General features: G+C 48.7%; 22 protein-coding genes. 5 read left to right on the top strand and 17 right to left on the bottom strand.

Features of this window, described 5'->3' with window-relative positions:
* Nucleotides 1–10: 10 nt before the first annotated feature.
* Nucleotides 11–847, bottom strand: a complete 837-nt coding sequence (locus AB4Z33_RS24600; protein WP_442052421.1) for a phytanoyl-CoA dioxygenase family protein — start codon at nt 845–847, stop codon at nt 11–13.
* A 131-nt stretch (nt 848–978) separates the two neighbouring features.
* On the opposite strand from AB4Z33_RS24600, the gene AB4Z33_RS24595 reads away from it, so the two are divergent.
* The gene (locus AB4Z33_RS24595; RefSeq protein WP_442052420.1) at nt 979–1,845 is read left to right on the top strand and encodes a helix-turn-helix domain-containing protein; all 867 of its coding nucleotides are present in this window, start codon (nt 979–981) and stop codon (nt 1,843–1,845) included.
* Nucleotides 1,846–1,918: 73 nt separating this feature from the next.
* Here AB4Z33_RS24595 and sigJ read toward each other — a convergent pair whose 3' ends face one another.
* The 8 genes from sigJ to AB4Z33_RS24555 all read right to left on the bottom strand — a co-directional run bounded on the left by sigJ (nt 1,919) and on the right by AB4Z33_RS24555 (nt 13,024).
* A complete protein-coding gene (gene sigJ, locus AB4Z33_RS24590; protein ID WP_442052419.1) occupies nt 1,919–2,791 on the bottom strand; it encodes an RNA polymerase sigma factor SigJ in 873 nt (290 codons plus the stop codon).
* A gap of 32 nt (nt 2,792–2,823) precedes the next feature.
* Nucleotides 2,824–4,008 carry an NAD(P)/FAD-dependent oxidoreductase gene (locus tag AB4Z33_RS24585; protein ID WP_442052418.1) on the bottom strand — a complete coding sequence of 395 codons (1,185 nt, stop codon included), beginning with the start codon at nt 4,006–4,008 and terminating at the stop codon, nt 2,824–2,826.
* Nucleotides 4,009–4,254: 246 nt separating this feature from the next.
* Nucleotides 4,255–5,793, bottom strand: coding sequence for a gluconokinase (gene gntK, locus AB4Z33_RS24580; protein ID WP_442052417.1), 1,539 nt, complete (start codon nt 5,791–5,793; stop codon nt 4,255–4,257).
* Nucleotides 5,794–5,833: 40 nt separating this feature from the next.
* Nucleotides 5,834–7,195, bottom strand: a complete 1,362-nt coding sequence (locus AB4Z33_RS24575) for a GntP family permease (RefSeq protein WP_442052416.1) — start codon at nt 7,193–7,195, stop codon at nt 5,834–5,836.
* 38 nt (nt 7,196–7,233) lie between these two features.
* Nucleotides 7,234–8,847, bottom strand: a complete 1,614-nt coding sequence (locus tag AB4Z33_RS24570) for a response regulator transcription factor (protein ID WP_442052415.1) — start codon at nt 8,845–8,847, stop codon at nt 7,234–7,236.
* Between the two features lie 14 nt (nt 8,848–8,861).
* Nucleotides 8,862–10,595 (bottom strand): sensor histidine kinase, encoded by a 1,734-nt coding sequence (locus AB4Z33_RS24565; RefSeq protein ID WP_442052414.1) that lies wholly within the window; start codon nt 10,593–10,595, stop codon nt 8,862–8,864.
* A gap of 13 nt (nt 10,596–10,608) precedes the next feature.
* The gene (locus tag AB4Z33_RS24560) at nt 10,609–11,913 is read right to left on the bottom strand and encodes an ABC transporter substrate-binding protein (protein ID WP_442052413.1); all 1,305 of its coding nucleotides are present in this window, start codon (nt 11,911–11,913) and stop codon (nt 10,609–10,611) included.
* Nucleotides 11,914–12,097: 184 nt separating this feature from the next.
* Nucleotides 12,098–13,024, bottom strand: coding sequence for a ketopantoate reductase family protein (locus tag AB4Z33_RS24555; RefSeq protein ID WP_442052412.1), 927 nt, complete (start codon nt 13,022–13,024; stop codon nt 12,098–12,100).
* A gap of 169 nt (nt 13,025–13,193) precedes the next feature.
* Here AB4Z33_RS24555 and AB4Z33_RS24550 point away from each other — a divergent pair, with 169 nt between their 5' ends.
* Complete coding sequence (locus AB4Z33_RS24550) at nt 13,194–13,757, top strand: TetR/AcrR family transcriptional regulator (protein WP_442052411.1); 564 nt, start codon at nt 13,194–13,196, stop codon at nt 13,755–13,757.
* Nucleotides 13,758–13,764: 7 nt separating this feature from the next.
* Here the strand turns inward: AB4Z33_RS24550 and AB4Z33_RS24545 are convergent, their stop codons facing one another.
* Both AB4Z33_RS24545 and AB4Z33_RS24540 read right to left on the bottom strand, forming a co-directional pair.
* Nucleotides 13,765–14,214, bottom strand: coding sequence for a YdeI/OmpD-associated family protein (locus AB4Z33_RS24545; protein WP_442052410.1), 450 nt, complete (start codon nt 14,212–14,214; stop codon nt 13,765–13,767).
* A 20-nt stretch (nt 14,215–14,234) separates the two neighbouring features.
* Nucleotides 14,235–14,804, bottom strand: a complete 570-nt coding sequence (locus AB4Z33_RS24540; protein ID WP_442052409.1) for a TetR/AcrR family transcriptional regulator — start codon at nt 14,802–14,804, stop codon at nt 14,235–14,237.
* Nucleotides 14,805–14,933: 129 nt separating this feature from the next.
* Between AB4Z33_RS24540 and AB4Z33_RS24535 the strand changes: the two genes are divergently transcribed.
* Entirely contained in the window at nt 14,934–15,758 is an 825-nt protein-coding gene (locus tag AB4Z33_RS24535; protein WP_442052408.1) for an SDR family oxidoreductase, read from the top strand.
* A 61-nt stretch (nt 15,759–15,819) separates the two neighbouring features.
* Here the strand turns inward: AB4Z33_RS24535 and AB4Z33_RS24530 are convergent, their stop codons facing one another.
* Entirely contained in the window at nt 15,820–16,464 is a 645-nt protein-coding gene (locus AB4Z33_RS24530; protein ID WP_442052407.1) for an IucA/IucC family C-terminal-domain containing protein, read from the bottom strand.
* Nucleotides 16,465–16,603: 139 nt separating this feature from the next.
* Nucleotides 16,604–18,577, bottom strand: coding sequence for an ABC transporter substrate-binding protein (locus tag AB4Z33_RS24525; RefSeq protein WP_442052406.1), 1,974 nt, complete (start codon nt 18,575–18,577; stop codon nt 16,604–16,606).
* Nucleotides 18,578–18,687: 110 nt separating this feature from the next.
* On the opposite strand from AB4Z33_RS24525, the gene AB4Z33_RS24520 reads away from it, so the two are divergent.
* Complete coding sequence (locus AB4Z33_RS24520; protein WP_442052405.1) at nt 18,688–18,987, top strand: ribosomal protein L7/L12; 300 nt, start codon at nt 18,688–18,690, stop codon at nt 18,985–18,987.
* A 54-nt stretch (nt 18,988–19,041) separates the two neighbouring features.
* Here AB4Z33_RS24520 and AB4Z33_RS24515 read toward each other — a convergent pair whose 3' ends face one another.
* From AB4Z33_RS24515 to AB4Z33_RS24500, 4 genes are all read right to left on the bottom strand, one after another.
* The gene (locus tag AB4Z33_RS24515; RefSeq protein WP_442052404.1) at nt 19,042–19,464 is read right to left on the bottom strand and encodes a VOC family protein; all 423 of its coding nucleotides are present in this window, start codon (nt 19,462–19,464) and stop codon (nt 19,042–19,044) included.
* Entirely contained in the window at nt 19,464–19,898 is a 435-nt protein-coding gene (locus AB4Z33_RS24510) for an SRPBCC family protein (protein ID WP_442052403.1), read from the bottom strand. The genes AB4Z33_RS24515 and AB4Z33_RS24510 overlap by 1 nt, the downstream gene beginning before the upstream one ends.
* Nucleotides 19,899–20,012: 114 nt before the next feature.
* Nucleotides 20,013–20,381 carry a DUF4180 domain-containing protein gene (locus AB4Z33_RS24505; RefSeq protein WP_442052402.1) on the bottom strand — a complete coding sequence of 123 codons (369 nt, stop codon included), beginning with the start codon at nt 20,379–20,381 and terminating at the stop codon, nt 20,013–20,015.
* A gap of 126 nt (nt 20,382–20,507) precedes the next feature.
* On the bottom strand, nt 20,508–20,843 hold the full coding sequence (locus AB4Z33_RS24500) for a sensor histidine kinase (protein WP_442052401.1): 336 nt from the start codon (nt 20,841–20,843) through the stop codon (nt 20,508–20,510).
* Between the two features lie 485 nt (nt 20,844–21,328).
* On the opposite strand from AB4Z33_RS24500, the gene katG reads away from it, so the two are divergent.
* Complete coding sequence (gene katG, locus AB4Z33_RS24495; protein WP_442052400.1) at nt 21,329–23,512, top strand: catalase/peroxidase HPI; 2,184 nt, start codon at nt 21,329–21,331, stop codon at nt 23,510–23,512.
* Nucleotides 23,513–23,929: the final 417 nt, after the last annotated feature.

Below are 23,929 nucleotides of genomic sequence, written 5' to 3'. Positions count from 1 at the left end.
ACATGTATGATTATCTCTTGAAAAGAATCGGAAAATAGTCGTTAGCGAAAGATTGTCCTTGAACCGGACGCGGTCCCAACAGGCGAATGTTGTCATGACGCTGGATGCCTGCCCGATAGCTCGTACCGCCTTTCATCACATGAGATACAACCGATAGCCGCGGATCATTCGTCCGATTCGGTCCAGATCCGTGGAAGGTAAGACCGTGATGAAAGCTTGCTTGTCCTGCCTTCAGAATACATGGCTCTTCAACCCAGCTTCGACCATCCGAATATTTATCCTTCAGCTCCTCCATATTCGTATTAAAGAAGGAGTCGCTGTCAGGTACCAATCCCCACTTGTGAGAGCCGAGTATCGTCATCATGCCGCCGTTCGATAAATCCGTGTCCTGCAGTGCAATCCAAACGGTTATCATATCGGGCGTATCCGAGCATTGCCAGTAACCGTAGTCTTGATGCCAGCCCACGTTGCCTGCATCGGAAACTTCACTGCCGATACCGGGCTTATAAATAACCTGATCATGCCAAAGTCGAATTTCATCCGTGTCCAACAAATCGGCAGACAGCTCGCCAATGAATGGATCCAATACGGTCTTCTTCACTTCGTCATTGATCCACCAGCCATTATCCAGCTTGCGAAGCGCGCTAGGGTTGTCGCTAAGCCGAAAATGATTCATAGGTACCCCGTCGCCGTCGTAATCACCTGACCATATCCGTCCATGCGCCTCGCGCAATCGTTCGATCTGCTCGTCATCTATGAGCTTTGGGCTAATCCAATAGCCGTCGCGGTTAAATATTTCTTTATCCTGCTGCGTAATTTTGTACTGTCTTTCAGCTTGTAAGTTCATCTATGTTCCTCCTTATTAGCGGTTGACATCATCTTAACCTGAACGAGTGGCGATTGACGTTCAAGTTCGTACGAAGTAGGATGAGAAACATAGAGTACATACTCAAACAAATGATTGGAGACTCCCCTTGCATGAGCAAACGCTGGACATACGATATCGACAGCAATTCGCCAATCCGCAGCGTACCGGAATTCGTCATGCTTGGCAGCGATGAATTGCGCAAGGCACTGCCGCTGCATGAGCATGAACACCCCGGATGTTATGAATTTGTTCTTATTGAACAAGGGAAAGCAAGCTGGGTGCTTGAAGGGCAATTTTATGAGACCATGTCAGGCGAGCTGTTCCATTCACGTCCCGGCGAGAAGCACAGAGGGGGCTTTAACGTGATCGAGCCCTGCAAGTTTTGGTGGTTGATCATAGAAGCCCCTCATCATGACGGTTGGTTATGCTTGCCGCCTTCTGAGAGCATTATTATAGAAGAAGCATTATTGCAATTGCCGCGCCATTTTCATCTTGGGCTGCCGGCCGTCGACGTTTTCAAGAAATTAAAGTCGGTATTAATGAAGGATAGTTCTAGTCAAAGCACAGCTGTTCGTACCGCTTTAATTGAAATCATCCTTGCCTTCATAGGACCTCGCTCCGGAACGAATGTACTCGCATCGGATCTGATTCATTCCTTTCATGAGCTAATTGCACGAATGAGCAAACACCCGGAATGGCGTCCATCGGTAAATGAGCTTGCAGCTGTCGCAGGCGTCAGCTCTTCGCACTTTTACCGGACGTTTCAAGACTTCACCGGAGAGCCGCCAATGACGTTCGTCGAACGTCTTCGTGTGAAAGCGGCATGCCGTCAACTCATGGAATCGGATGCGTCGATAACGGACATTTCTTTCCAGCTGGGCTATCAATCGAGCCAGCATTTTGCGACTGTATTCAAACGTTTCGTTGGCACAACGCCTACGCAATRGAGAAGAGCCCAGAACCTATTGCATCGTTGAGTGAATGTCCATGGCTCTCAGTAGATAAAAAAACCACGTCTTGGCGACGTGGTTCAGATTGCAAAACCTTGGTTCAAATGCTCTGGAACAGCTTCAGCTTATCCGGATTTCTGACCAAGTAAATGTTACGAAGAAGATGGCCTTCGATTTGAAATAAAGTAACGGCCTCTATGCCCTGCTCGGAGTAAATCGAGATGCCGATCTGACCATTAATTTCACTTACTCGGAATGACGAGGAAACACCGTCGCTGGCACTTTTGCGCATGATACCGAGCAAGAAACGGGAAACAAATGACCTGCTCACGATCGGATGAACCGCGGAGACAACTTTTCCGCCTCCATCGGAAATCAACACGACATCTTGGGCTAGCATCGCCATCACTTCGTCGACCCGGTCTTGTTCAAGCATGTTCAAAAACTGGCGAACCCATGCTGCATTTTCATTCGTGAAGGGTAAGGCAGCCGCGTTGCCAGCCTCTCTCATTTTCGCTTTCGCACGGCTGAACAGCTTGCGGGTATTGGCCTCGTTCTTGTCGATAATGGCTGCTATACCCGCGTATTCAAAACCAAGCGCTTCGCGAAGGACAAACACCGCCCGCTCCGCGGGCGACAACCTTTCCAGCATAACCAGCATGGCATAGGATAATAATTCGGATCGAGCGATCATTTCGAAATTTTCGTCATCAGAGGTAGGAACGGGCTCGGGCAACCATTCGCCAAAATATTGCTCCTTGCGTTTGCGCGCCGACTTGTGCAAATCCCGGCAACGATTCGTCACCATTTTGCATAAATACGCTTGCGGCGCTTCCGCCAAACCTAGCGGGTTTCCGTCATATGCCTTCAGGAAGACATCTTGAACGATGTCCTCCGCATCGGAGAATGAGCCGGTCAACTGGTAAGCTAGAGAAAGCAGCAAACCTTTATATTTTATATACATTTGCTCCATTCCTACGCCTCCATCACAATGTGTATATCCTATTATTTGATTGTACTGGCCAAGTTCCAAGTAAAATGTTTAATCCGATAACCCATTTTGCCGGTAATTATGAAATCAATTCCCCATTTGCGCACCCATGTGAGACCTTTATCAGGACCCAAGCCAATACTGAAGCTGTCCATATAGCTGGTATGCACAGGTGCCGGTTTATCTGCTAGATCAGCTGCAAGGACTTTCGCCAATCTACTCGCTTGAGGGATGGCTTCCTTACAAGTCATCCCGTCGGAACGGCCGTTAAGCGGATCGATGACTTTGGCGCAATCGCCGATACTGTATACGCCGGGAGCAGCTTGTACCCGGTAGCTGGCATCAACCTTCACATACCCGTCCGAAGTAACCGGCAGGCCGAATTGTTCGAGCGCAGGACTTGGCAATAGTCCCAATGTCCACACGCATAAGCCTGCAGGCAGCTTCTCGCCGTCGGATAAGTAAACGATACCTGCATTTTCCCGAAGCACTCGGTTTGCATGGACAACCTTTACGCCGCAATCTCTTAAAAAATGCTCCAATTTCCGGGACACGCCGTCCGGTCCGTCAGTAAAGAGACGATCATGCGCATTATACAAGCGAATATCAACTTCATTCGTCTCGATGTCGAGCTTCCGGGCTTCCTCCCGGACATAATAGGCCAGCTCCGCCGCCGTCTCAATGCCGCTTATGCCCGCTCCCGCTACCGCAATCGTCAACAAGCGTTTGCGCTCATGCGGATTCCGTTCGATGGCAGCCTTGCGTAGATTGGCAAGCCATATTTCCCTTATCCGAAGGGCATCATCCAGGTTGCCTAGCGGTTGCCCCCCTGCACTTGGCTCAGGCCGCCGAACGATGCTGCCAGCCGCTACAACAAGAATATCATAATCCAAGCTTTGCAAGGCGCCCGAAGCGTCTGTCAGTCGTACTTTTTTCGTTGACGTTATAACCTCCGTGACAGTTCCCTGAATGAGCGATATGCCCTCAGGAAACAGCTGCGTGAGCGGCACTCGAATATCTTCGTCCGTTACCGCAGGCTTAAACAACTTCACCTTGCGAAAATGATATTTATTTTTATCGATGAGAACGAACTTGACGGATTGGCTGCCCTCTTGTCGCTGCAAGGTTTTACGAATTTCATTCATGGCATGTATGCCTGCGTATCCAGCCCCAATAACGACGCAAGTTAATGTTTTCATTACGATCACTCCCATAGACTCGATTTCTTGTATAACGATATGGAGTCGACTTTTGTGACATCGCTGCCGCCCCTCCCCTTGTAAGAACACCTTGTAAAAGCATATACGTCCTTAAGAGTGAGGCTGGGTTTGCGTTCGCGCCTGTAAGTGCATATATGCTCTTACTGAGTGGATACGGTGGTTCATTGAGGCATCGCAGAAAAAAAGCATGCCCCCATTAAATGGGAGCACGCTTCTCTGATCCAATTACATCCACTTTTTCTGATAAGCTGCGATTTCCTGGTACTCATCAGTCAGAAGTCTGGACATCCGCACGAAGATGCGGCTCAGCTCTTTGTATTTCACCACATTCTCTTGATTTGGCAGATGCTTATGCGACGAGCCCATCATCGTCGATACGACATGCAGCGAATCGACCTCGCCGATGCTGTACATCCCTAGAATGGCGGCCCCTAGGCAGGAGCTTTCGAAGCTCTCAGGCACTTGCACCTCTTGGTCGAATATATCGGCCATCATCTGACGCCATAGCTCTGACCGTGCGAAGCCGCCTGTCGCCTGTATTTTCTTCGGTTGGCCGATCAATTCTTCGAGCGCCATAAATACGGTAAATAAGTTGAAAATAACGCCTTCCAGAACAGCTCGAATCATATGCTGCTTCTTATGGTGAAGGCCAAGGCCGAAGAACGAGCCTCTTGCATTCGCATCCCATAGCGGCGCCCGCTCTCCTGCCAGATAAGGGTGGAACAGCAAACCGTCGGCCCCTGCCGGAACGCGGGCAGCGATTTCGGTGAGCACCTCGTAAGGGTCCTTGCCAAGCCGTAGCGCCGTCTCGACCTCCGCTGAGCATAACTGGTCTCGAAGCCACCGGAATATCATCCCGCCGTTATTGACCGGTCCGCCGATTACCCACATATCCTCGGTTAGCGCATAACAGAAAATTCTTCCCTTCGGATCGGTGATCGGGCGATCGGTGACGGTACGGATCGCTCCGCTCGTCCCGATCGTCACGGCAACCGTTCCCGGATCGATCGCATTCACCCCGAGATTGGACAGTACGCCGTCACTTGCGCCTACGACAAAAGGCGTCGAAGCCGGCAAGCCCAGCTCGGCCGCCCATTCGGAAGCAAGGCCGGTCAAGCTATAGGTCGTCGGCACCGGCTCAGACAATCGCTCGGCGGTAACGCCCGCTACCTCCAGTGCCTCCCCATCCCAAGCCAGCTTCGTCAAATTAAACATGCCCGTTGCTGACGCGATGGAATAGTCGATCACATATTGGTTGAACAGCTTAAAGAACACATATTCTTTGATGGAAATAAACTTATGCGTTCGTGCGAACAAATCCGGCTCCGCATGTCTAAGCCAAGTGAGCTTGGATAGCGGGGCCATCGGATGCAGCGGAGTTCCCGTGCGCAAATAAATTTGATGACCGTTCATCTCGTTCTTAATTCGTTCCGTCCAGAAGGCACTGCGGTTATCCGMCCAGGTGATGCATTTGGTGAGCGGGTTGCCGTCAACGTCAACCGCAATGACGCTATGCATGGCTGAGCTGAACGACACGCACAATACGCTTGTTGGATTAACGCCGCTATCTTGCACGACATGCTTGATCGTGCCGATAACCGCGCGAAAGATTTCATCCGGATTCTGTTCCGCAACATCCGGCTTAGGCGAGTATAAAGGATACTCTATGGTATGGCTTGCTTGAAGCACGCCTTTCGTATCGAACAGAACGGACTTCGTGCTAGTTGTTCCAATATCAACGCCAATTACATAAGAGGAAGCCATCTTACCTCCACTCCTTTCTTCCACTATCCTCGAATCGCGGTTAGACAACCGTGTTCAAGACGAGGATCAAAGCAAGCGCTACGACCGAAATGATCGTCTCGAGCGCCGTCCACGTTAGAAGCGTCTCTTTCACGCTCATGCCAAAATATTCTTTGATCAGCCAGAAGCCCGAGTCATTCACATGCGAGAGGATGAGCGAGCCAGCGCCCGTCGCAAGCACGAGCAGCTCGACATTCGTTCCCGGCATCGCCATTGCGATTGGAGCAACGATTCCAGCTGCCGTCATCATCGATACGGTTGCAGAACCTGTCGCCACGCGGATCATTGCCGCAATTCCCCAGCCCAGCAGAATCGGCGATACATTCGACGCGGTAGCAAGCTCAGCGATATAGTCGCCGATGCCCGAATCCAGCAATACGCGGTTGAACGCGCCGCCTGCGCCGATTACGAGAAGAATGGTTGCCGTAGGCGCCAAGCAGTCATTCGTAAATTTCAGTACCGTTTCGCGGCTTAAGCCTCTGAAGAAGCCAAGGCTGAAGAACGAGTATACCGTTGCAATCAGTAAGGCTACGACTGGATCGCCGACAAACTTGGCCGCTTGGTAGAGGAAGTCCCCGCTCGCAAGCGTCCCGTTCTCTAAGAACAGATCAGCGACGGTGGCAATGAGCATTAGAAATACAGGCACTAATATCGTAAACAACGTGTTAAAGAAACCGGGAAGCTGCTTTGTTTCCGCATTTTCCGTGAGCTGATCGCCCATTTCCTTCGGAACTTCCTTATGGATTCGCTTACCGATCCAGTTCCCGTACAGCGGACCTGCAACGATAGCGGTCGGCAAACCGACGATGATGGAGTACAGAATCGTCTTGCCGATATCGGCATTAAAGATTCCAACGGCTGCCATTGCCGCCGGATGAGGAGGCACCAGGCCGTGAACGACGGACAAGCCGGCAACGAGCGGAACGCCGATCTTCACTAACGAGAGGCCTGTTTGTCTGGCAATCGTGAATACGAGCGGAATGAGAAGAACAAATCCGACTTGGAAGAACACCGGAATGCCAACGATAAACGCGACGCACATCATCGCCCAATGAACGTTGCGTTCACCAAACAATTTGATAAGGGTACGGGCGATGCGCTCCGCACCGCCGGACTCCGCCATCATTTTGCCAAGCATAGTGCCAAGCGCCAAGACGATAGCGAGGAATCCGAGCGTATTGCCCATGCCTGTCTTAATGGAATCGATGATTCCGGGCGAGTCTTCCGTTGTCAGAAGCGGCATTCCTGCAGCAAGCCCTGCACCGATTGCGGTGATAATCAGAGCGACGAAAGGATTGAGCTTCACAACGGTAATCAACAATAGCAGCACGACGATCGCTGCAAGAACGATAAATAACAACATGATGTGTGTTCCCTCCGTTTGTGTATGTGATTTAACGATCAACGATCTCGATAATCCTGAGGTGTCATTCCGTACATCTTCTTAAACGCGTAGATGAAGGAGTGCGGCCTCTGATAGCCAAGCAGAGCAGCAATCTCATAGATCTTCTCGTTGCTCTGCTTCAGCAAATATTCCGCTTTTTTCATTTTGACGCGCTGCACATAATCACTCATATTTTCCCCGGTTTCCAGCTTATATACTTTCGAGACATAGACCGGGTGGAGAAATACGTTCTCGGCAATCTTTTGCAGTGAAATATCGCGCGTCACGTTCTCTTCAATAAAGGTTTGAATATCCCGTATGAGCTTAGATCTGGAATCTTTCGTTTCTCGTTCCATGTCGTCCCTAATATGCCGCAGCGTGCGGAACGACCATTCCCGCAGGTGATTCAAAGACCGAAAAGGTATGCCTTCCGACATCCGATCGAAGTGGCTGCCAATTAAGTCGGCTAAGTGCCGTCCGTTCTTGTGGGTTATATACGTGTAGGCTGATGCAATCGTGAAATAGATCTCGAGCAGATGCTCCTGTGAAGGATCATCGCCTTGCTCCATCGATTCAAAAATATAGCGAAGCTTCTCCTCGATGACCTCCCACCGCGCTGCCTCAAGCAAATGAATCAAGGTTGGCGGGTTGTAAAGACTTTGCAAGGAATAGATGGGCGGCTCCGATTTAGGCTCGTCTTCAAGGCGCATGAAGAGCTCTCGCTCGTTCCCGATCCGCTTCCGGAATGAAGAAATCGCACGGTTGTAGTWCGCTGCAACATCGCTCGGAAACTTCCCTTTATTACTCACCAAAATGGATATTTTACTTTTCAGATACGTACATACGGCAGATTGCAGCGAGGCCGCTGTCCGTTCGAACCAGACTGTATCATCTTGGTCAGGTTCATCCTGCTTCGCCGTCATCACAAACACTAAATAATCATGAGCGTCCTTGGTATGCCAAATGGCATACCTTGTACCGAACAATTCCTCGACCATGTTGCTTACGGCATATTCTTTCCATGCCAAATCTTCAAGTTCGTATTGCAGGAAAGACTCGTCCAGCCGAATAACCATTAACGAAATGGTTGACCAAGCGTGACTTCCCATCTCAAGCCTGGCCATCTTCTCTTGAAGCAGCTCTGCGCTCCACTTCTTGCCCTGAAGCAGCTCTTGAAGGAGATTCGCCCGAAGAAGCGRCATATTTTCTTTGAGCGTATAGCTCATTCGCTGGCTGGAAAGCACTTCTTCCCAATCCTGCTCAAGCTTGATTAACACCCGCTTCACCGTTGCCAGCAGTTCGACATCTTTGACCGGCTTCAGCAAGTAATCCTCCGTCTGATACAGAATAGCCTGCTTGGCAAAGTCGAAATCGGAATAGCCGGACAAGAGGATGCATTTGGTTTTCGGCCAAAGACGGCGGATTTCGGCGATCAACTGAAGCCCCGACATGCCCGGCATCTTAATATCAGTGATGACGATATCAATGGAGAACTGCCTTAGCAGCTCAAGTGCCTCTAGACTGGAATAAGCGCGATATACCTGCTCAATGTTTATTGACTTCCAATCGATAGTCGTCGCAAAACGATCCACTACATGTGCTTCATCGTCCACTAACAATAGCTGTGCCATCGCATCCCGTCCTCCTATTCCGAATCAACGCCGCCGCAATTGCGAGTCCAGGTTGCGGTAACGATTAGACCGCCGTCTGGCGCGTTGCGGAAGCTTAGACCGGAACCTTCGCCGTATTGATAACGCAGACGCTGGTGCACATTCCGTATTCCGCTTCCCAACTCATCCGTACTAGAGTCTTTTTGCGCTAACCGTTCTCGCAATTGATCTAACTCAGCATCCTTCATCCCGACACCGTTATCCGTTACGTGAATCCGATTATATTGATCACCCTGCTCACCCGTGATGCCGATCATGCCTCCGCCTATACGCGGCTCGATGCCGTGAACGATGGCATTCTCGACAAGCGGCTGAAGGATAAGACGAGATATCGGCTCGCTTAACATGGTTTCAGATACGTTAATGATGTAAGCCAGACGTCCCATTCGCAGATGATGGATAGCCAGATAATGCCTCACTAAATTCAACTCATCTGCAACCGTGACCTGTTGATTCTCGACCTTCGTCGTGTACCGATAAAATTCCGCCAAATTTTCCGTCATGGAGATAACCGCTTCCCGATCGTCCATCATCGCTGAATTGATAATGAAGAACAGCGAATTATATAAGAAATGCGGATTAATTTGAGACTGCAGCTGCTTTAATGTCGCATCCCGCGAACGCAGCTTCTCGGTATACACATCTTCGATTAAACGCTGAATCTGCTCAGCCATCTCATTGTAATGACGAATCAGATCATCGAATTCGCTCTTGGCTTTGTAGTTAATCCGCCATGAAAGATCGCCATCCTTCATTCGCTGGACGCCGCGGATCATTTTGTGGAGCGGAATCTGAACGTTGCGATACAACAGGAAGGCAGCCACAATGCTCATCATAAGCAGTAACGCAATGGAACAATAAAACCAATTACGCGCGGTCATGATTGGCGATACGATGCGCTCAACAGGAACGTAATCGACGAGATACCATCCAAGCTGACGAGATTTCACATAGCTGACCAGGTACTTTTCGCGATCGATGCTAATCGTCTGTTGCCCCGAACTACCGGAAGCATCGTTCAGTACAGCTCGGATAATGGATTCAGCCGTTGCTGAAGAAAGCGTGCTGTTCGGGATCGTCTCCTCATTCGGATGATAGAAAAAAGGATCGCTTCTATTTTCTTTTTTGTGGATATCAAGCATATCGCTCATATTTTGCACGGGAAAACGCACTTGAAACATCGCAGTTAAATCGTTGTATGCGTTCGAGTTAGCTGGTTCGGTTATTTCCCGAATGAAGGTTCCAACCGGATATCCCCGCGATCTGTCCTGGTCATACGTCCATGTTGTACGTATGGGTCGCTCTTCCGGCCTTGTTGCCGCTCCATTCACGTAAATATTAGAAGAGAGAATCTTCTTCGCAACTGGCAGCTCGATGGTAAGATCATTCGACCAAGCACTGGACACACTCTGCAGACTTAGCTTCTCGGTCACGCGAGCTTGCGCTTTCAACGATTCGCCTGTTCCGCTAATAAATTCACGGATGTAAGGATCGTAGCTAATGATCACAGGGAATACCGACAAGTTCTCGATGATTGAATCCATTTGATTCATCAGGAAAGTAAGCTGATTCAAATTGGATGATCGGACCTGCTTCTCTACCACGCTGCTTGCTATGCGATTGGAATAGCTGTACAGAAGCAAGATCGGAATGAGCAAGAGAACAGTCGTAACGACAATTTTGCTGAAAATAGATAATCTGTTCCGCACTCGTTACACCTTCTTACTCCGCTTCTTTATCGAGAATCGCCTGCAAGGCAGCGTTCGCATGATCTGCCGTCTCCTGTATATTCGTTTCGCCAGTTATAACCTTTTGCACGATTTCACCGACCGTCTCACGGGCTTCCGCCACATTGATCGTTGTCGGTCGGTCATGGTCGACTCCGCCATTTACCGATTTCTTGAATACCTTTACGAGCTCAACTGGAAATCCTGCCGTTCCTTCTTCCTGATCCCATACGGAGGATCTCGGCCCTGGAATCCCTTTCTGTTGAATCAGCATCGTAATCTCCTTGCTGGTCGCCCATTCAATAAATGTCCATGCCGCTTCTTTATGTGCCGATTTCGGGTTAATGGCCAGCCCCCACGAAGTGATGTTATATGGCCTTGACCCCTTCGCCCCCGCCGGAAAGGTCGCGAAGCCCACATTACCTGCAACATCAGGATAGTCTGGATCCATCGTCATCTTGTAGATCGAATTGGCATCCGTATACAGCGCCGCCTTACCCTCCGCGAAAAAAGCGCTCGCTTGCGGCCATGACATATTAATCGCATCTGATGGACCGTAATCTCGAAGGAGCGTGCCGTACATCGTGAATGCCTTGATTGCCTCAGGCGTATTGATCGTTGCTTTATTGCCAAAAGTAAAGTCTCCTCCCTCCGAATAAAGGTAGGAAGATACTTGTGTGACAAGCGGGCTGCGCCCGCCGCGTGCAACGAATCCGTACACCCCGTTATCCGGGTCATGCAATCGGGACGCGGCTTCCGCTAATTGCTCGATCGTCTGCGGAACGGGTATACCGGCTTCATGAAGCAGGTCTTTGCGATAATACAATATAGCTTGCTCGATAATTATCGGGACTCCCGAAAGTTTGCCATCCACGATCGACGAACCGATTGATTGAGCCGTAAAATCCTCATAATCGTAATCCGCTGTCCGCTTAACAAAGTCATCAAGCGGCTCTAACCAGCCATTTCGAAAAAACAGCTTGCCCTCCTGAAGAGGCCGATACATGAATACATCAGGCGTTTCGGAGCGCGAAGTGAATTGAACGGTCAGCTTCTGAGTCAATTGATCCTCAAAAAAACTTTGCACGCTAACGCTCATTCCCGTTTCGGCTTCGAACTGCGGCAGAAGCGGCCTAATGGCATCGACCCATGGGTGAGAACCCGTCACTAATGTGATCGATTGTCCGGCTAAAGGCTTGTTTGCCGTGCTCTTATCCCCAGCGGAAAGATTATTATTGCTGTTCCCGCATCCGGTTGCCGCTAAAGCTGCAAGTATAAGCGCCGCCCCGGATCGCCTCATGCCATTACCTCCTGAAATGATATTGCTACAGCAACCTTAACGATACTTGATCCTGATCCTGTACGAAATAACGAATACTTAATATCGATAACTAAAACTAAACATAAGCCCTACCTATTATTAACAAAAAAATCAGCGGATATTTAACATATCCGCTGATCCTATTTATTTCTGCATGCGCGACTTATGGATGAGGAAAAAACTGGTTAGCCAACTTATCCATGGAAGGTGTCGAACTATTCGTTGCCCGCTTCCATTGGGCGAATTCGCTGCTTAACGCTTCCATCTCGGAGATAGTTCCGTCAATTAATTTATAAATGGGGATTATGCTGTACAGCTTCAAGAAATAATAAACCAACCGCTTCCGCTCGCGGATAAACTTAACTTGCCCAGCCGGCGTAATCGTGATGTCCATCGCTTCCAGTACGCGAAAGCCCTCATCCATCGCTTCGATCATTTCGAGCAGCAGCCTCTTGTCGCCGTCCAGCTTCTTCATTCCGCCCTCTGGGGAGAAGCTGACCGTATTCAACACAAGAATAAAAATAATATGGCTTTTCAGCCAAGCATCTATATCATCATGATAATCCAGCTTGTAGCTAGCCTTCTTGAATGCTTTATCCAGTAAAGGTTGGAACGGAATCGGGCCGTCCAGCCCTCCTAACACCATTTGTCCTCCTCCGCGTACTGCCAGTATGCGTCCGTCCTCGTATCTGCGCCCTCCGCTTAGCTGGAAACCGAACGCAACGTGCTTCTTCGTCGGACTGTTTTCCTCAATATAAGATTGCATCTGCCTAGCATCCGCATTGTTGCCTACGATAACGATATGTCTGCTTTGATTGGCTGCTAGAATCGGAAGGACAGACGGAAAGTCGCTATATTTCATCACGACGAAAATAAGATCGTATTGATCGTCGGCTTCGAGCGTTCGGATGACGCGCACTCGGTCCACGGTCGTTCGAAGTTGAAAATAATGACGAACAACGACTCCGTTCCTCTCCAGCTCCTCGGCCCGCTTCCCTCTGGCAAGAACAGTTACGTCATTGCCTCCGCGCTTCAAAGCATGCGCAAGATAACTGCCTAATACGCCTGCACCGTACACTAAAATGTTCATTCGGCATCCCTCTATCTCGTATTTTATAGATAAACGTTGATTTATCAACAAACGTTGAATAAAATAAGCTTAGCAAACGCGTAGTTACGCTTCAATGCTTAATAAATCCGTTATTGTTGAATAATCAACGAATGATCCCAAATTGTCTAATAGAGCTGGAGGAAAACAGATGGACAGACGAGTACTCAAGACGCGTAAAGCTATAATCGACGCTTTCGTCGAACTGCTGGGAGTGCGGGATTTGGATCAAATAACGATCAATGACATTGCCGACCGCGCCAATGTCAACCGCGGCACGGTTTACTTGCATTACGCAGACAAATACGATCTGCTTGATCAATGTATCGAAACATACTTGCAGCAATTGTACGAAAGCTGTATGCCTAACAGCGACACGCTCCCGTTGAACGCCAAGGCGTCGCTTCTTCTCACATTTCAATATTTGGAGCAGAACGCCTACATCTATAAAATATTAGTGACCCGAAAAGGAATTCCGGCATTCAGAGAACGGCTGATGACCATCATGGCACGAGGATTCGAGGAGCAAATAGACGTTTACGGCATGAAGCGAGGGATGAATAGAGATATTACTGTTCAATTTCTAACTTCGGCTGCTGTCGGTCTCGTGGAATGGTGGATTATTCAATCGATGCCCTATCCTGCGGAGGAGATGGTCGAGCAGCTATTTGCACTGCTTAGTCTTCATCTCCCGCTCCCGCCAGAAATACGCTAGCTAACCTCTACTGAGGCCGTCCTTCATTCAAAGCCGCGATCGATTTCTCCAATCTGCGCGCACGTGTTTCTGGCGTCTTGGCTCCCTCAATATTTAATAGAAACCGACGTTTATTGCTGTAGGACAGCGTTTCGAAAAAAGCTCTTGCATTCGGATTACGATCAAGCTCCTCCGAAAAATCGGYTGGCAGCGTCACCTCTCGAGGCTCGGTGTCCATCTCGATCTCGACATCTACCGTATCGCCTGCTTGAGCGCCAGCACCGGCACGATGCTCTGCGCTTAGCGGAAGCATATATTTACCTCCCATCGATGCTATGGTGCTACGATAACTATAATCCCCGATCGTCACTTTAACTGCAGGCTTCTTCCCAGCGCTCAGGCCTTCAACAACGTGTTCGGGAACTTCGATTCCCGTGGCTGACTTTTTGGCTAACAAAACAACTGCTTGAAATTTCATTCTATCTCCTCCAATTTGGCTCATTGCCTCTTCCCTGTATTCCCTTGGGACAGCGAGAACGTAGCTAGTTCGCTCAGTTGGAGCGCATTTTCAAACGAAGTGCCCGGCAGCCCGTTAAGCAACCAGCGGCCAATAAAGCCAACTGTTCCGCCAGCGGCGAAGGTTGCTTGAGCTTCATTGCCATAGATGAGTTGAAGCCGTTCCCGAAGCTTCTCATTCAACCAGCTTAAGAAATGCGAATCATGAAAGCGGTTACGATAGAAACTCTCGTAGGAACGTATATGCTCGCATATGACGAACGTAGCCGGAATCGGAATTTGGTCCGTATACGATTCCATGATCCGCATATGTTCCTCGCTGGTTTTTCCTTCGTAAATGTCGAGAAGCTTGCTCGTGATTTCATCAGTCACCTGCTCAAGCAAATCGAATTTATCTTGAAAATGCGAGTAGAACGTTGACCTGCTAATACCGGCTTTATGGACGATGGCATGTACCGAAATTTTCTCGAACGGAAGTACGGCCAATAGTAAGGTAAAGGCCTCCATAATGAGCCAACGTGCGGATATCACGTTTCTGTCAGTTACGCTCATCAGATACGCCTCCTTATATAAATGGACATTTGCTATGCGATTGTAAGTTGAAGAACAAATTCGATCTAGCCTATGCTAGAAATAAGTTCTACTTCATGATACCAGCAAACCTAATAGGAGGCAAAAACAATGAGCAAAGTATATGTAATTACCGGCGGATCCGGTGGAATAGGGAAGGCGACTGCTCGCCGTCTCGGCAAAGCAGGAACATTGCTCCTTGCAGATGTAAGCGAAGAGCGCCTGAATCAAGCCGTCGCAGAACTCGCTGCAGAAGGCATTACGGATGTCTACATCCAGACTGTCGATATTACGAACGAACAGCAAGTCGATGAGCTTGCCGCTTCCGCGGCTAAGTTAGGCGAGCTGGGGGCAATTGTTCACACCGCAGGCTTGTCGCCGACGATGTCGAACGGTCGCAGAATTATGGAAGTCAATATGGTTGGGACTGGACTGATTCTGAAATCTTTCTTGCCTTTAGCCGTTCCCGGTTCCGTTGCCGTCTGTATCGCGTCGATGTCGGCGTTTTTCTTCCCACGCAACGAGGCATACAATGATCTTCTAAAGAACCCGCTTGCTCCAGACTTCTTGGATCGAATCGAACAAGTTACGCAAGGCAAGTCGGATACTTCCTATGGCTTCTCGAAGCTTGGCGTTCAATTGATCGTAGAAGAGCAGGCTTGGGATTGGGGACAAAAGGGCGCTCGCATCGTCTCCGTTTCTCCGGGTTCGATCAACACGCCAATGGGCAGACAAGAAGCGGAAGAAAGTCAAAGCATGAWGATGCTGCTTGACAATACCCCGCTAGGACGCGAGGGTGAAGCAAGTGAAATCGCTGGCGCCATTGCATTCCTATGCAGCAGCGACAGCTCCTATATTACCGGCACCGACATCCGTGTTGACGGCGGTACGGTAGCGAAGGTTCAGGGCATATTCGCAGCAAGAAGACAGCAATAAAATATAATCAACTTGTAATCAACCGTCCAAAAAAAAAGCGCAGAGAAAAGCCGCCTTGCCCCTAAACGGGACAAGGCGACTTCGGGCAAGCTCTGCAATATTCAGGAGACATCTCGTAGTAGAAGCAGCATGTCTGACGCATGTAGGGAGCCAGCTCGCCGGCGACTCCACCCTGCGCTGCGGTAATGAACTTTGTTAGCGGATTGCGGCGTTCTCCGAAGAGGCTAGCGGGCGCAGTCTGAGATATAAACGTATAGTCATCCTTATATCGTTGCCATACTGCCGGATCTTCTTCATCTTCTAATCCATCCTCGTACAACGGAACAATACGAACAACCGCATTCTCCCATAAGATCGGCATGGGCACTCGGCCAAACACCGATAATGAACGAAATAACGGGGTAATGTGATTTCCAAACAGCTCATGTACTACTTGAATCCGCCATTCTTCCCGTTTGCCCGCTTCCGGTTCCGTTACACGAAGCTCCCTAATCCGCAGATTAGGAAATTTGGAGTTGCTGGCTTTATATTCATTGTCGTCAGGCGCAGCCAATCGACATTGATCCGGCGTCAACTGCAAGCCCTTATTGTATACGGTCATCGCATACAAGACAGGCACTATGACAAGATAAGCGTACCGCTTTGCAAGCATCGACGCTGTTGCGCGTCTCGATGGCGAGCCGATCTGAGCGGCTAAACCGTCCAAGTAGATTTCACATTTTCCCCTATCCAACAAATCGCCAGAGTCAATAGATAGGGCTGTGTGAGAAGCTTCATTTTCAAAAGTGAGTTTAAATCTTCCTTTCAAATCTCCCCACTCCGACTTTGACAGCTGCTTCGGTATATTATGGAGTTCCAAGGAACACTTCCGCGACTCTGTCTACAACCATATTAATAGCGATCGGACCATAATAAGCAATCCATACGTTCGAATCAACGTCATACACTTGATTATTTTTCACGGCATCGATACTTTTCCAAACCTCGGACTGCTGGATCTCCTCGACGACTTTCTTGAACATATCGTCCTGAACAAGGAAGTAATGGTCTGCTCCTACTTCCGGCAATGCTTCGAGCGAAATTTCATAGGCGCTGTCCTGCTGCTCCTGTACCTGCTGCGGGGCGGACAAGCCAAGATCATTATATAGGATCGCAGCCGCGCGGTGGCCTGCTGTATGAACTCGAATGCCTTCATCCCGCGGTCTTATCAACGCTACCGTCTGATCTCCGAGCTTAGCCTTCAGCTCCTCTTTCAGCTTTGCTGTTTTCTCCTTATAGGATTCCAGGACCGCGTTCGCTTCTTCCGACTTGCCTACGATTTTGCCAATCGTGACCAACGTATCGCGCCAGTCTTCATTGAAGTCGAGCATGATGGTAGGAGCAATCTTAGTCAAGCTGTCATACACTTTATCTTGAAATTCGGTACAAATGATCAAGTCCGGTTCCATGGCGACGATAGCTTCCAGATTAGGCTCATCCCTCGTTCCAAGCACCTTCACGTCCGTCAGCTTGTTAACCAAGTAAGCAGGGAAATCGGAATTGTCCGCGGCTGCCTTCACGCTGCCCGAAGGCTGCTCTTCTAAAGTTACCAGCTGATCGACGAACTTCGTATCAAGCACTGCAATCTTCACCGGATGCTGCTCCAGCGTTAATTCGCCCTTCGCATGCTTAATAACGACCGGATACGCTTGCTGCGCTGCTTGCGGCGCATTCGTGCTTGTTGCAGCCGTATTAGAAGGCGAGGCCGTTGGACTCGCTCCATTGGTATTGTTACCTCCGTTACTCCCTGCCGAGCATGCGCTCAACAATAAAATCAAACTCAACATCAAACTTACCGCCAATACTGATCTCTTGCTCCGATTCATTCCTTTTACTCCCCCGTMGGTATATTGATAATGATTATCACAATCATTATTATAGGAGAGGAGTTGATTCGCGCCAATGGAATAACGCGACATCGATGATGTACTTTTCCGACGGTTTTGACGAAAATGGAGAGGGGAGACGCCGCTATACTTCTTAAACGCCTTGCTAAAATAATAACTATCCCCGTAACCTACGGATTCTGCGATAACTTTAAGCGATACATTCGTATTCGATAACATCGCCTGCGCATGATTCATGCGGATTTGAATAAGATATTCCATCGGTCCTAAACCAAGCTTCGATTTGAATAATCGCTGCAGCTTTCTCTCGGTGCAGTGAAGGGCATCCGCCAATTGCGTCAGACTTATCGGATCTATGTAACGTTCCTCCATAAAACGAATCGTTTGGCTTACGAGATCCGGCTGGCTCATCGCTGCTCCCTCAAGCGCGTGAAGCTGCTGCAGGATGTCATATACGAATTGATGAAATGATGCCCTTACATGAAATTTCTCTAATTGAGCGCCAAGCAGCCAAGAAGAATGCATACTCTCTATCTTCGATAAGAGACCAAGAGGATGAGCAGGAGCGAAGCCATACTGCATTTGGAACGGATTATGATCTCGATATACGTTCAAAAGTTCCTTTCGGCTTGGCAATACGAGAACCGCTTTATAGAAAATGAAATAATAATCGATTTGTTCTGCCACTTGAACAATGTCTATGGTCGCGCCTTTGCCGGCATGGCATACATAACAGCGATCTACGTTATGCTCGGTTCCATCAATAAGGATCGTGGCTGCTCCCTTTACTGCCAGCAGGAATGCGCTAGCCGGCAATCGGAAGCCCTTCATACTCTCGCTCAATTGCAACTTAGACCGACGAACATCAAGCACTCTTATAGCTGCATGATTCCATAATGGTAATTGATCCTGCAACGTCATCAAGTTCACCATCCATGTCTGTTCACATTTACCAACTCTTTCATTATAGTAAGAATCATTCTCATTATCAAAAAATATTTCAATGGTATAATGAACTATCCGATGAATGGGAGTGGTTCATAATGGAATCCGTCGAATGGATAGCGCTCAGTGCCTTAATTTTGTCACTTGTGCTGCTGTTGAAAGTGTTCAACCTGCAGCGGCAGCTTAATGAAATCAAATCCGATCTTCAAGGGAATGAAAGATTGCCTTATTCATCACCCGGATCGGCCTCCGGCAGCGTGCCGGCAAATCTTGACGATAGATTGCGTATACTGGTTGCATCGGGCAAACGAATTCAAGCGATCAAAGAACTTCGGGAAGTAACCGATCTGGGGCTGAGAGAAGCCAAGGAATACGTAGACAAAATGATAGGACAATAAAAAGAAGTCCACGACCTTCATCGTGGACTTCTTCTCATTGTTTCTCGAACTGGCTTACGTCTCTAACTCCCATGCCGGATTCCAGACAATCTCCCACAGATGGCCATCTGGATCGAGGAAATGCCCGGAATAACCACCCCAGAAGGCAACATGCGCGGGATCCGTAATAACGCCTCCAGCACGCTCAGCCTGCGTCATAATTGCATCTACTTCCTCTTTGCTCGCTACATTGTGACCGATTGTCATCTCCGTAGAGCTGGGAGGCGACAGAGGAACCTTCGCTTCAAGCGCTAGATCTTCACGCCTCCATATCGCGAGCTTCACTCCTGCCTGCAAGTCGAAGAAAGCAACTGCGCCATGCTCGAATTCGGTCCCGATAATGCCTTCCGTTGGAAATCCTAATCCGTCCCGATAGAACGTAAGCGATCTTTCCAAATCGGCTACCCCTAACGTGAGTACGGTTATTCTCGGTTTCATCAATGTGCCCTCCATTCGATCATTTCGTTCAGCGCATTTTCCCAGAACTGCTTCATTTGATCTCGCGTGCCCGAATGATCCAGGTTTTCTTGATGAAAGCTAATGGTAGTTCGGTCGGGTTTAATGGGGATCAGTCGGATTTGTAAYGTCGAAAGCTTCTCCCAGTCATTCCTTCCCCACTTCAAGCGCAATTGCTTCTCAGGCTTCACTACTCTGAATTGACCTGTAATGCCCTCCTCGGAAGTAAACGTCTCTCCCTCTTTGAAGGACAAGCCCGATACGGTACCTATCCATAATCGCAGCCCTTCCGGTGAAGTCAAGAAAGACCAGGCTTGTTCAGGCGTAATCGGCAACGTTCTCCGAACGCCAATCTGGAAGCCAACGGATGCCGTCTTGCCAACAGGCTTATCTTTGTCAGCATGTTGATTGCTCATCTTATCACCTCGCATCAATGTTTATACACAACTTCACCTGCTGGAATGATCAGCATTCGATATTCAGCATAACTGTGCCTTACTTCCGACACGTATGTAGCTCCCGTTCCAACTTCACTTCAACAAACTTAACTTTTCAATCGCTTGTTGTTCGGACGGCAAGAAGAAGAAATCTGTCCCATTATTGCATTCATAGATAAAATCGCGAAGGCTTTTACTTGGATATATCGAAAAATCCCCAACGAAAGCAACCTTCGCATGGTAATTGATGAACTTCTGAAGAATTTCGCCGGCCAGACCTGTTTTCAAATCGAAAAAGCTTTCGCTGACCAGTTCTTTACTTATCACAAAACGCTCGCAGTCTGTTTCGTATTTAATGGTAGCCATTAGATCCAATGCGGATTGAACATCCTCTATTACGATCTCACTGCCGCCTACAACGGCAATATTTGCTCCGTTTGCTTCTACTTTCGTTATACTCATCGTTACCCTCCTAGGTCGTTTCATAGCCGTCGCATCCTCATGACGATAAATAACTATTTAATAACAAAACCGCTTTAGCCCGGTCATGATCATCCACAAGCATGATGCTGATTTTGCGAGCGATATTCACCACTCCTCCCCCCTTGCGATAGGCATTCGGACTTGGAGCGTGAGACCATTGTTCGGCTCGCTTCGCACACTCATTTGACCTCCGATGGCCTCGATTCTTTTCTCCATCGTTTTTAGACCGAAGCCGTAAATGACCGAATCGCTGCCTGTTCCATTGTCCTTTACCGTCATATGAATCGTATCTTGTTGCTCTACGATACTAATGTCGACCATGCTCGCTTTGCCGTGCTTTAGGGCATTGGTGATCGATTCCTTGATGGAGTTGATCATGACATACTCCTGAAGGGAGATGAGCGAGGCAGCGTTTTCGAATGTATAAGATGATTCATCCATAGTCTTTTCTTCAGCTTCTCCCAGCTTATATCGCCAAGTTCTCTCTTCAAGATTATGACAGATAGTACAAACTGCCAGATCATTCCTACAATCATTAGTATCCAATAGAGAATACCCGGGTGAAAAGGGACGATCGGTACAAGAATGGGCAGCAAGACGAATCGAAAAAAAGCCATCGGCAACGCGACCAAAGCCAAAAACCCCAAAAATTTCCTTACACTGTATTGATTTGTTTCCATTTCTCTATCCACCCATCCCACTCCTTCTAAGGCATTGTCAATTTCGAAAATAAATATATATAAAAAGACCGTCATATGATAAGTGACGATCGTCATACAAGGCGCAACACCCGTAAATTATCAGAGTTGAGTGAAGATTGGATGAACTTTTAAATCTGCTATTGTATTCATTTGTATATAGCTTTATAAAGAGAATATGTACTAATTTTGATTTGCTACTTCATTATACGAATAGGAGATGATTATGTGGACGCTACAGTTTCTTCTCAAGCAGGAAAGTGCCCAGTTATGCACGGAGGCGCTACTAGCTTCAAATCAAGCGGGACTTCGAATCGTGATTGGTGGCCTAACCAGTTAAACCTGAATATTCTCCATCAGCATGACAGAAAATCTAATCCTTTGGGAGAAGACTTTGATTATGCGGAAGAGTTCCAAAAGTTAGACTATCATGCTCTTAAACAAGATCTAGTCGATCTAATGACTAATAGTCAAGAATGGTGGCCGGCTGACTTCGGACATTACGGCCCGTTCTTTATTCGTATGGCTTGGCACTCTGCAGGTACATATCGTACAGGCGACGGGCGCGGCGGTGCTGGAAGCGGCACACAACGTTTCGCTCCGCTGAATAGCTGGCCGGACAATGGCAACCTTGATAAAGCACGCAGGCTGMTGTGGCCGATTAAGCAAAAGTATGGCAACAAAATTTCTTGGGCCGACCTGATGATTCTGACAGGCAACGTCGCGATTGAATCTATGGGCGGCAAGACGTTTGGTTTTGGCGGAGGACGCGCGGACGTTTGGCATCCGGAAGAAGATATCTATTGGGGTAATGAGAAGGAATGGCTGGGAGATAAGCGTTACACAGGCGATCGTGAGCTTGAAAATCCGCTTGCTGCCGTTCAAATGGGTCTTATCTACGTCAACCCGGAAGGTCCTAACGGCAATCCGGATCCGCTTGGAAGCGCTCGCGACATTCGCGAAACGTTCGGACGTATGGGAATGAACGATGAAGAAACCGTTGCGCTCGTTGCCGGCGGCCATACGTTTGGCAAAGCACATGGCGCAGGCGATGCTGCTCTTGTCGGTCCAGACCCTGAGGCTGCTCCTATCGAAGCACAAGGCTTGGGCTGGCTAAGCACACACGGGTCCGGCAAAGGACGCGATACGATCACGAGCGGCGTTGAAGGTGCTTGGACCGCTAATCCGACTAAATGGGATAATGGTTTCTTCGATCTTCTGTTCGGGTATGAGTGGGAGCTTACGAAGAGCCCGGCAGGCGCTCATATATGGGCTGCTATAGATCAAGCTGAAGAGCATCTTGCCCCAGATGCAGAGGATGCATCCGTTCGAGTTCCGACGATGATGACTACTGCGGATATGGCATTGCGCGTGGATCCAGCGTACGAGAAGATTTCCCGTCGTTACCATGAGAATCCTGAAGAGTTCGCGGACGCGTTTGCTCGCGCTTGGTTCAAGCTCACACACCGTGACATGGGTCCTCTTGCAAGATATTTAGGCCCTGAAGTTCCAAATGAAGTTCTGATCTGGCAAGATGCTGTACCGGCTGTTGATTATACGTTAACAGATGCGGAAGTAAACGAACTTAAAATAAAAATTCTAGACTCGGGACTTACAGTAAGCGAGCTGGTAACAACGGCCTGGGCTTCGGCCAGCACCTTCCGCGGCTCTGATATGCGCGGCGGCGCCAATGGTGCCCGCATCGCTCTTGCTCCACAGAAGGATTGGCAAGTCAATCAGCCGCAGCAGCTTACCAAAGTCCTTACTATTCTAGAAGGCATTCAAGAAGATCTGGATAAGAAAGTAAGCTTGGCCGATTTGATTGTTCTAGGCGGCAGTGCCGCAGTTGAGAAAGCTGCACAAGATGCAGGCTTTAATGTCACTGTTCCATTCGCTTCGGGACGCGGCGATGCTACCCAAGAACAAACGGATGTGGAAAGCTTCGCTGTGCTTGAGCCTGTCGCTGACGGCTTCCGCAACTATCTGAAGAAGTATTACAGTGTAAGTGCGGAAGAGCTCCTGGTAGACAAAGCGCAATTGCTGAACCTTACGGCACCGGAAATGACTGTTCTTGTAGGCGGCATGCGTGTTCTAGGTACGAACTATGGCGGTACACAACATGGCGTGTTCACGGATCGTGCAGGCACGCTCACGAACGACTTCTTTGTTAACCTGCTCGACATGAACGTTGCGTGGACGCCTATTAGCGGAACCGTATACGAAGGACGCGATCGCAAAACAGGCGAAGTCGTACGTACTGCTTCTAGAGTTGACTTAGCATTCGGTTCAAACTCCGTTCTGCGTGCCATTGCCGAAGTTTATGCTCAAGACGATAACAAAGAGAAGTTTGTGCGTGACTTTATCGCCGCATGGGTCAAAGTCATGAATGCGGATCGTTTCGACTTGAAATAATCATTTAATTGAGATAAACAATGCCAAAAAAGATGATTCCTGGTTTGAACAGGAATCATCTTTTTTAATACCTATCTATGTACATTCAGCTTATCACCGAAAACCCTCAATTCCCTTCTGCTGACAAGAGAAAGAATAATGTAGTTAATCCAACTTACTGCTGGGATGGAAAGTATCAATATGTAACGTTGTTGAAAATCTATGCCAAACAACGTCGATTCCTCATCTAAGTTGTACAGGAACCCATATGCTGATCCCAACATTATCCGGGTCTGTCAATAATTTTGTGTAAACTCATTTATAAGGAACTCCCCCGAGGGGGAGTTGGCCTGTTAGCGTAGGTGCTGGCCGACTCGATCAGGGAAGAAAACGGAGAGTTGGAGCAGCATTTGTCCCCAGTTCTGAACACGACCGGTC

The organism is Paenibacillus sp. 2TAB19 (genome assembly GCF_052115185.1).
In the GTDB taxonomy this organism is placed as follows: Bacteria; Bacillota; Bacilli; order Paenibacillales; family Paenibacillaceae; genus Pristimantibacillus.
This window is presented reverse-complemented; position numbering and strand designations above follow the sequence as displayed.